The sequence below is a fragment of the Nakamurella sp. genome (assembly GCF_048594475.1).
Lineage (GTDB): Bacteria > Actinomycetota > Actinomycetes > Mycobacteriales > Nakamurellaceae > Nakamurella.
The window spans coordinates 1-7,380 of the sequence record NZ_JBMDXT010000206.1 but is presented as its reverse complement, the minus strand read 5'-3'; the positions used below and the strand labels follow the sequence as shown (position 1 = coordinate 7,380).

Sequence of the window (7,380 nt, the reverse complement as noted above, 5' to 3'; positions counted from 1 at the left end):
CGTCCGGACGCCGATGAACGGCGGCGTCGGCTCGGTCGAACTGCTCGCCGGCGGCGGCGGTGTGCCGGACCTGACCGACGTGACGCCGGGGTGGGCCCCGATCGACAAGGCGGTCGTGCTCGACCCCGAGGCGCCGTGGGTGCCCGAGGACTGGAAGACGGTCGGCACCGAGATGGCCGCCGCGCCGCTGTGGGACCCGGAGACCACGGTGATCGTCGGCCGGCCCGGCGGGCCCGCTATGCGCGACTCCGAGGTCGCCCGGCTCGGTCACCTGGCCGGGCTGACCTCCGTGGTCACCGGCCGCTCGCCGCTGCCCGCGCTGGACTGACGCCGGGGCCGCGCTTCTCCCCTGCGCGCCCGGCCGGGCCGGGCGCGCGGGCCCGTACAGTCGGCTGGTGCCGACCAGTCTGCGCCTGGAGATCTTCCCCGCCGATCTCAACGCGACCGTGCGGTTCTACGTGGACCTGCTCGGCTTCGTCGTCGACGACGACCGCCGGGCCGATCCGCTGCCGTACATCGCGCTGTCGCGCGACGGTTTCCGGCTGGGCGCGGTGGCGCTGCCCGGCGGCGTGCCGGCCTACCGCCACCCGCCCACCGGGGTCGAGATCGTCGTCGAGGTGGACTACCTGCACGCCGAACGCGACCGCATCGTCCGCGCCGGCTGGCCGCTGCAGGAGGACATCACCCTGCGCCCCTGGGGCCTGAAGGACTTCCGCCTGCTCGATCCCGACGGCCACTACCTCCGCTTCACCACCCACGGCCGCTGACCCACCCGCCCCGTCACCGTCCCCCTCCCCTGCCCTTCCCGCGCGGCCCCGTGCCCTGCCCGCGCGGATCATCGACGCCGGCGCGGATCAAACAGCCCCGAATGTGACTGCTGGGACACAAGTCGACGACTTCATCCGCGCGGGTGCCCACACCCACGTGTGGACCGCGGCGCGGATCAAATCACCCCGAATGTGAGGGATGGGACAGGAGTCGACGATGTCGTCCGCGCCGGGGTTGTTGATCCGCGCCGGAGGGTCAGCCGCGGCGCCACCAGCGGTTGCGGCCGGACAGGGCCAGGAGCTCGGTGAGGTCGTCGGTGCAGCCGGGCACGGGAATGGCGGGCGCGAAGGACTCCGGCCGGAACCAGCGCTCGTGGGACGCCTTGGTCTGCTCCAGCACCGCCCCGACGAGGTCGTTGGGGAACTCGTCCGGGGCGTTGACCGCGCGGGCCAGGTCCCAGGCGTGGATGGTCAGGTCGGAGGTGAGCAGCCAGCCCAGCTCGCCCAGCGTGCCGGGGACGCCGGTCGGCAGCGGTGCGGCGACCGACCAGTCGGTGACCGCCTCGAACGCGGCCACGGACGCCGTCGACGCCTCGGTCCAGGCGTCCACCAGTTCCGCACCCGTCGCCGCGGTCGGGCTCGACCGGCGGCCCCCGAGGTGGGCGGCGAACCGGTTCTGCACGTTGACCACGTGCGCGACGAGCCGCTGCACGTCCCAGTCGGCGTCCGGGGTGCTGGACGTCCACTGCGCGGGTCCGACCGCGCGGATCCGGCTGTCGAACTGGCGGACGGCGCTGCGGTAGAACGGCACGAGCATCATCGACCCAGTGCAGCACATCCCGGGCCCGCGGTCGGCGCCGGGCACACCGGCCGCGGGCTCAGCTCGAGCCGTCGCGATCCGGGTCGGCCAGGAAACGGTCCGGGTCGGCCAGGAAGCGTCGCCACTGGGCCACCAACGCCAGGTCCGACCACCGGGTCCGCCGGATGCCCCACGGACCGAGCTCGTACAGGTCGGCGCCCGGCAGCGCGGCCAGGATGGGCGAGTGCGTCGCGACGACCGCCTGCCGGTTCTCCCCCCGGGCCATCTCCGCCAGCAGGTGGGCCAGGGCCAGCGTGGTGGTGAAGGACAGCGCCGCCTCGGGCTCGTCCATGACGTACAACCCCGGATCGGTGAACCGGGCCGACAGCGTCGCGACGAACGACTCCCCGTGGGACATCTCGTGGAAGGCGGGGTCCGGCCCACCCGGGTTGGCCTCGAGGTAGGAGAAGAAGCCGTGCATCGTCTCGGCGCGCAGGAAGAACCCCCAGCGGGCGGCCCCGGGATTGCGGACCAGCGAGACCCGTTCGGACAGCGGTGATTCGGTGGCCCTGGTGGAGTGCCGGGCACCGGTCGACCCGCCTTCGGGCGACAGCCCGTAGGCGACCGCGATCGCTTCCACGAGGGTCGATTTCCCGCTGCCGTTCTCGCCGACCAGGATGGTCACCGCACCCGGTTCGAGACCGTCGGCGAGGATCTGGCGCACGGCCGGCACGTCCCAGGGGTAGCCGCCGGCGGCCACCGGTTCGCCGCGGATGGTCCGGATCGGCCGAGCCACCGCCCTTCTCACCATCGGCGAGTCACCACCGGACGCGCAGCTCCTTGAGCCCGCGGATCACGAAGAACGGCTCGTACTCGGGCTCCGCGACCGGCTCGATCCGGGGGCAGTCGCGGCGCAGTTGCGCCAGCGAGACCGCGATCTCCAGCCGGGCCAGGGGCGCCCCGATGCAGAAGTGGGTGCCGCCGCCGAAGCCGATGTGCCCGCTGTCGCCGCGCGCGACGTCGAACCGGTCCGGCTCGGTGAACCGGTCCGGGTCGCGGTTGGCCGAGCCGAACAGCATCGCGATCCGCTGCCCGACCGCGAGCGGCTGGCCGGCGATCTCGACCCCCTCGTCCAGCACCCAGCGTTCGAACAACTGCAGCGGCCCGTCCCAGCGGATCATCTCCTCGACCGCGGTGGCCGGATCGACCTCGCCGCCGACGACCCGCGCCCACTGATCGGGATGCCGCAGCAGGGCCCGCATCCCGTTGCCCAGAGTGTTGACGGTGGCCTCGTGACCGGCGTTGAGCAGCACGATGACGGTGCCGATGATCTCGTCCTGGGTCAGCCGGTCGCCCTGGTCGGCGATGCCGATCAGCTGCGAGATCAGGTCGTCCCGGGGCTGCGTGCGGCGCTCGGCGATCAGGGCGGTGACGTAGTCGATGAACTCGCCCGCCGCCCGCTCGGCGGCGGCCCGGTGGGCGTCGTCGGTGCTGATCTCGTACATCTTGACGATGGCGTGCGACCAGTCGAGCAGCCGCGGCCCGTCCGTCACCGGCACCCCGAGCAGGATGCAGATCACCGCGACCGAGTACGGCTGGGCGTAGTCGGCGATGAGGTCGAACTCCGCCGACTCCCGGGCCCGGGCCAGCGTCCGGGCGCTGTAGTCCTCGATGACGGGGCGCAACGCGGCCACGGCCCGGGGCGTGAACACCGCCGTCACCAGCCGGCGCAGCCGGGTGTGGTCGGGCGGTTCCAGGTTCAGCAGCGACCAGCGTTCCGACTCCTGCCAGCGCGCCCACCGCGGATCGGGTTCCGGCCGGCCGAACTCGGCGGCGGTGTACCGGTGCGCGAAGGCCCGCCCCAGCCGGCGGTCCCGCAGCGCGGCGTGCACCTGCTCGAACCGGGTCAGCAGGAAGACCTCACGCGGCTCGTGCCAGAGCACCGGACCGGCCTCCCGCAGCCGCGCGTACACGGGGTAGGGATCGGCCAGGAATGCCGGTGACGACGGGTCGAAACCCAGCTCGGCGAGGGTCATTCCGGGTCCGCCGGCTCGGCTTCGGACCCGGGCTCCGGCTCCGCATCCGGCCCGGGCTCGGGCCCGGTCTCGGGCTCGGGCCGGTTGGTCGCCACCGCGCGGGCCGCGTCGGGGCCCTCGGCGAGCAGGACGCGGAAACCCGCCTCGTCCAGGATCGGCACCTTGAGCGAGACCGCCTTGTCGTACTTGGATCCCGGGCTCTCACCGACGACCACGAACGCCGTCTTGCCCGACACCGACGCGGCCGCCTTGGCCCCCCGCTCGAGCAGGGCGGACTTGGCCTCGTCGCGCGAGAAGCCCTCCAGGCCGCCGGTGACCACGATGGACAGGCCGGCCAGGGTCTGCTCCGGGCGGTCGCCGCGCTCGTCGGCCATCCGTACCCCGGCCGCCGCCCACTTGTCGACGATCTGCCGGTGCCAGTCGACGGTGAACCACTCGATGACCGCGTCGGCGATGGTCGGTCCGACTCCCTCGGCCGCGGCCAGCTCCTCCCGGGAGGCGGACCGGATCGCCTCGAGCGAACCGAACTGCTGGGCCAGCGCGCGCGCCGCGGTCGGCCCGACATGTCGGACGGACAGCGCCACCAGCACCCGCCACAAGGGTTGGGCCCGACGGGCCTGCAGGTTCTGCAGCAGCTTGCGGCCGTGGGCCGACAGCGCGCCGGCCTTGGTGGTGAACAGCGGAACGGTGAGCAGCGACTGCTCGGTCAGGTCGAAGATGTCGCCCTCGTCGGTGATCGCGCCCGCGCCCAGCAGGGCGATGGCCGCCTCGTACCCCATGCCCTCGATGTCGAACGCCCCGCGCCCGGCCAGGTGGAAGACCCGTTCCCGCAACTGCGCCGGGCAGCTGCGCGCGTTGGGGCACCGGATGTCGACGTCGTTCTCCTTGGCCGGGGCCAGGGCGGTGCCGCACTCGGGGCAGTGGGTGGGCATGACGAAGTCCCGCAGCTCGCGCCCCTCGCGCAGGTCGACGACCGGGCCGAGGATCTCCGGGATGACGTCCCCGGCCTTGCGCACCACGACCGTGTCACCGATCTTCACGCCCTTGCGGACGACCTCGTCCTGGTTGTGCAGGGTCGCCATGCCGACGGTGGAACCGGCGATCAGCACCGGCTCCAGCACGGCGAACGGGGTCACCCGCCCGGTGCGGCCGACGTTGACCTGGATGTCGCGCAGCAGGGTGGTCGCTTCCTCCGGCGGGTACTTGTAGGCGATCGCCCAACGCGGCGCCCGCGAGGTCGAACCGAGCCGCCGCTGGGCCGCGACCTCGTCGACCTTGACGACCACTCCGTCGATGTCGTGCGACAGGTCGTGCCGGTGCTCGGCCCAGTAGGCGATCCGGTCGGCGACCTCCTGCTCGTCGTGCACCACCCGGTTGTGCTCGGAGATCGGCAGCCCCCACGAGCGGAGCCGGTCGTACGCCTGGGACTGCCGCTCGATGTCGAACCCGACCCGCGCACCGATCCCGTGACAGAGCATGGTGAGCCCGCGGGCCGCGGTGATCCGGGGGTCCTTCTGGCGCAGGGACCCGGCGGCCGAGTTGCGCGGGTTGGCGAAGGGGGCCTTGCCCGCCGCGACCAGCGACGCGTTGAGCTCCTCGAACGCGGCCAGCGGGAAGAACACCTCGCCGCGGATCTCCACGAACTCGGGGACGTCGTGGGCGCCATCGTCGCGCAGTTGCTCGGGCACCGCCCTGATGGTGCGCACGTTGAGCGTGACGTCCTCGCCGATCCGGCCGTCGCCACGGGTGGCCGCCCGGGTCAGCCGCCCCCGTTCGTAGGTCAGGTTGACCGCCAGACCGTCGATCTTGAGCTCGGTGAGCCAGCTGACCGCGGCGCCCGCCTCCCGCACCGTTCGCTGGAGCCAGCCGACCAGCTCGTCCGCGGAGAACACGTTGTCCAGCGAGAGCAGCCGTTCGGCGTGCTCGACCGCGCCGAACTCGGTGGAGAACCCGCCGCCGACCCGTTGCGTGGGCGAGTCCGGCGTCTGAAGCGCCGGGTAGGCCTCCTCCAGCGCGGCGAGCTCGCGCAGCAGCACGTCGAACTCGCCGTCGGTCATCGTGGGGGCGTCCAGCACGTAGTACCGGAACTGCGCGTCGGTGATCGTCTTGGCCAGCTCGGCATGGCGCCGGGCGGCGTCCTCGGGCACGCCGACCGCCGGCAGCTGCGCGGCGGCGGGCACCTGATCGGTCACGGGTTCGGTCACGGCCACCACAGTAGGACCGAGCACCGACAGCCGATGGCGCCGTCCGGGCCCGGCCGGCGCGATGCCATGCTCACCCCGTGGCGCACCGACCGACCGACCCCGATCCCGCCCTGCTGGCCTTCCTCGGCGAACGCCATCTGGCCACCCTGTCGACGCTGCGCCGGGACGGCTCGCTGCACGTCGTCGCCGTCGGGTTCACCTACGACCCGGTGGCCGGGCTGGTCCGGGTGATCACCGGCGACGGCAGCGTCAAGGTGCGCAACGCCGAACGGCCCGGTCCGGACGGCCGGGTGCCACGGGCGGCGGTCGGGCAGGTCGACGGGCGGCGGTGGGCGAGCCTGGAGGGTCCGGTGCGGGTCAGCCGGGACCCGGCCGACGTCGCCGAGGCCGAACGGCGCTACGCGCAGCGCTACCGGACCCCCCGGGTCAACCCGCACCGGGTGGCACTGCTCATCTCGGTCGAGCGCATCCTGGGCCACGCCTGACCCTCGGGCCCGTTCCCCCCGGTCATCGCCCGCGTGCCGCCGCCGCGGAGCGACCGGGGTCGTGGCATGCTTGGTCGACATCGCATCGGTGCCCTCCGGGTGCCGATCGCCGTCAGATCCGCCAGCAGACCGGCACGGGTTCGGCACGGCCGCCGATGCCCGCAGGGAGGCCACCGTCATGGACAAGCCCGCCGACATGGCCGAGGCGTTCGGCGCCTTCGTCAAGGCCCAGCGCCGGCTGGCCAACATCTCGCAGCGGCAGCTGGCCAAGGCCAGCGGCATGTCCGATTCCTATCTCAGCCAGATCGAGCGCGGGCAGTACCGCCCGTCCGCCGAGGTGCTGCGGGGCATCGCCGGCGCGCTGCACATCCCGCCGGCGGTGCTCTTCGCCCAGTTCGGACTGCTGGACACCGACGAGGAGCAGGCCCCGCGGGTGAGCGTCGAGGAGGCCATCCGGCTCGACGACACGCTGACCCAGGAGAAGAAGGACGCCCTGCTGCACATGTACCGGACGCTCCGCGACTCTGCTTGATTTATCAAGCAAGATGCTTGACATACTTCGGAATGCTTGGCAGACTAAGCATCGTTCGTGGGACACCACGCCAATGCCAATCCGAAGGGGATGACTGACGATGACCGATTACGTTGCCGAGGCCACCAAGACCGCCGACGAGTTCCTGGCCGCCGTGGCCAAGGTGCAGGACAACTTCGTCGAGGCCGTCGCGGCCTTCGTCAAGGCCCTCCCCGAGATGCCGAAGCCGGCCGTCGACGTGCCGGTCCCGGCCGACCTGCCCAAGGCCGAGGACGTCACCGCTGCCGGCTTCGACTTCGCCGAGAAGGTGCTCGCCCAGGGCCGCGCCACCACCGACAAGCTGTTCGCGGCGCTGGCCCCGGCCGCCTGAGTCCACTCGGCCGCCCGGCCTGAGCACCACCCGATGAGCTCACGGCCGACCGGGGGACGACGAGCCCCCGGACGGCTGTGACCACCTCGACGGTCGCGGCCCCCCGCCCCCCCCCCCCCCCGGGGGGGGGGGGGGCCCCCCCCCGGGTGGGCCCCCCCCACCCAGAGCCCCCCCCCCCCCCCCCCCC

At 73.0% G+C, this 7,380-nt stretch carries 8 protein-coding genes and 1 pseudogene; 5 read left to right on the top strand and 4 right to left on the bottom strand.

The window, feature by feature from the left end:
• Together ACOJUF_RS09725 and ACOJUF_RS09720 are read left to right on the top strand one after the other, a co-directional pair.
• Nucleotides 1-328, top strand: a pseudogene (locus tag ACOJUF_RS09725) (amino acid-binding protein); the annotation flags it as partial.
• A 67-nt stretch (nucleotides 329-395) separates the two neighbouring features.
• A complete protein-coding gene (locus tag ACOJUF_RS09720; RefSeq protein ID WP_420121656.1) occupies nucleotides 396-767 on the top strand; it encodes a VOC family protein in 372 nt (123 codons plus the stop codon).
• A gap of 256 nt (nucleotides 768-1,023) precedes the next feature.
• Here ACOJUF_RS09720 and ACOJUF_RS09715 read toward each other — a convergent pair whose 3' ends face one another.
• From ACOJUF_RS09715 to ligA, 4 genes are read right to left on the bottom strand one after another with little or no spacing between them, the layout of a single operon-like run.
• On the bottom strand, nucleotides 1,024-1,587 hold the full coding sequence (locus tag ACOJUF_RS09715; protein WP_420121655.1) for a TIGR03086 family metal-binding protein: 564 nt from the start codon (nucleotides 1,585-1,587) through the stop codon (nucleotides 1,024-1,026).
• A gap of 58 nt (nucleotides 1,588-1,645) precedes the next feature.
• Nucleotides 1,646-2,377, bottom strand: coding sequence for an AAA family ATPase (locus tag ACOJUF_RS09710; RefSeq protein WP_420121654.1), 732 nt, complete (start codon nucleotides 2,375-2,377; stop codon nucleotides 1,646-1,648).
• A 7-nt stretch (nucleotides 2,378-2,384) separates the two neighbouring features.
• Complete coding sequence (locus ACOJUF_RS09705) at nucleotides 2,385-3,602, bottom strand: cytochrome P450 (protein ID WP_420121653.1); 1,218 nt, start codon at nucleotides 3,600-3,602, stop codon at nucleotides 2,385-2,387.
• Nucleotides 3,599-5,806: an NAD-dependent DNA ligase LigA gene (ligA, locus tag ACOJUF_RS09700; protein WP_420121652.1), complete on the bottom strand. Its 2,208-nt coding sequence runs from the start codon at nucleotides 5,804-5,806 to the stop codon at nucleotides 3,599-3,601. The genes ACOJUF_RS09705 and ligA overlap by 4 nt, the downstream gene beginning before the upstream one ends.
• Nucleotides 5,807-5,883: 77 nt before the next feature.
• On the opposite strand from ligA, the gene ACOJUF_RS09695 reads away from it, so the two are divergent.
• From ACOJUF_RS09695 to ACOJUF_RS09685, 3 genes are all read left to right on the top strand, one after another.
• Nucleotides 5,884-6,291 carry a pyridoxamine 5'-phosphate oxidase family protein gene (locus ACOJUF_RS09695; protein ID WP_420121651.1) on the top strand — a complete coding sequence of 136 codons (408 nt, stop codon included), beginning with the start codon at nucleotides 5,884-5,886 and terminating at the stop codon, nucleotides 6,289-6,291.
• A gap of 178 nt (nucleotides 6,292-6,469) precedes the next feature.
• Nucleotides 6,470-6,823, top strand: a complete 354-nt coding sequence (locus ACOJUF_RS09690; RefSeq protein ID WP_420121650.1) for a helix-turn-helix domain-containing protein — start codon at nucleotides 6,470-6,472, stop codon at nucleotides 6,821-6,823.
• A gap of 100 nt (nucleotides 6,824-6,923) precedes the next feature.
• Complete coding sequence (locus ACOJUF_RS09685) at nucleotides 6,924-7,193, top strand: hypothetical protein (protein WP_420121649.1); 270 nt, start codon at nucleotides 6,924-6,926, stop codon at nucleotides 7,191-7,193.
• Nucleotides 7,194-7,380 lie beyond the last annotated feature (187 nt).

Bases quoted from the DNA above. Each gene is read 5' to 3' on its own strand.
- ACOJUF_RS09715 (WP_420121655.1), bottom strand. From the start codon at position 1,587: ATGATGCTCGTGCCGTTCTACCGCAGCGCCGTCCGCCAGTTCGACAGC.
- ACOJUF_RS09710 (WP_420121654.1), bottom strand. From the start codon at position 2,377: ATGGTGAGAAGGGCGGTGGCTCGGCCGATCCGGACCATCCGCGGCGAA.
- ACOJUF_RS09705 (WP_420121653.1), bottom strand. From the start codon at position 3,602: ATGACCCTCGCCGAGCTGGGTTTCGACCCGTCGTCACCGGCATTCCTG.
- ACOJUF_RS09690 (WP_420121650.1), top strand. From the start codon at position 6,470: ATGGACAAGCCCGCCGACATGGCCGAGGCGTTCGGCGCCTTCGTCAAG.
- ACOJUF_RS09685 (WP_420121649.1), top strand. From the start codon at position 6,924: ATGACCGATTACGTTGCCGAGGCCACCAAGACCGCCGACGAGTTCCTG.